General features: G+C 51.0%; 1 protein-coding gene. It reads left to right on the top strand.

Annotation, left to right across the window (positions count from 1 at the left end; genetic code table 11):
* On the top strand, positions 1-429 hold a 429-nt coding region (locus ASC50_RS04980; RefSeq protein WP_158648464.1), incomplete at both ends, for a hypothetical protein.

Genomic DNA, 429 nt, shown 5'->3' with positions numbered 1-429 from the left:
GAACCGCCTCGACCTTTCCGCAGAGGCTATGACTGGAACGGCTGGTGGACTCGAAGCACCTGGAACGAGCACGTTAGCAGTGCAATAGTTCCGCCGCCGCCGCCTGTTGCATACATCACGTACCCTAATAAGCCACAGCCACCGGTGGTGGATGCGGTTGAGTTGGTCGCCAATTGGCAACCTCACAAATATTCCATTCGCTATCATCATAATGGAGGTCGATTTTTGTACCCCGGCACCTATGATCCGGCACTTGATAAGGTAGTTGGTCCCGGTGGTGTTTATCCTGATGGATTGTTCGCGGGACTTCGTGGACCGGACAGTATCCCCAATTATACTATTGAGAGTGATACCGTTTTGCACCCTTCTTACAAATTCGGCGCCACTTTTATGGGGTGGTATGACCATAATGATGACGAAAGTAATGGT

Source organism: Candidatus Symbiothrix dinenymphae, assembly GCF_001431085.1.
Note: the sequence above shows the minus strand (reverse complement) of the source record. Positions and strands in the feature narration are given on the sequence as shown.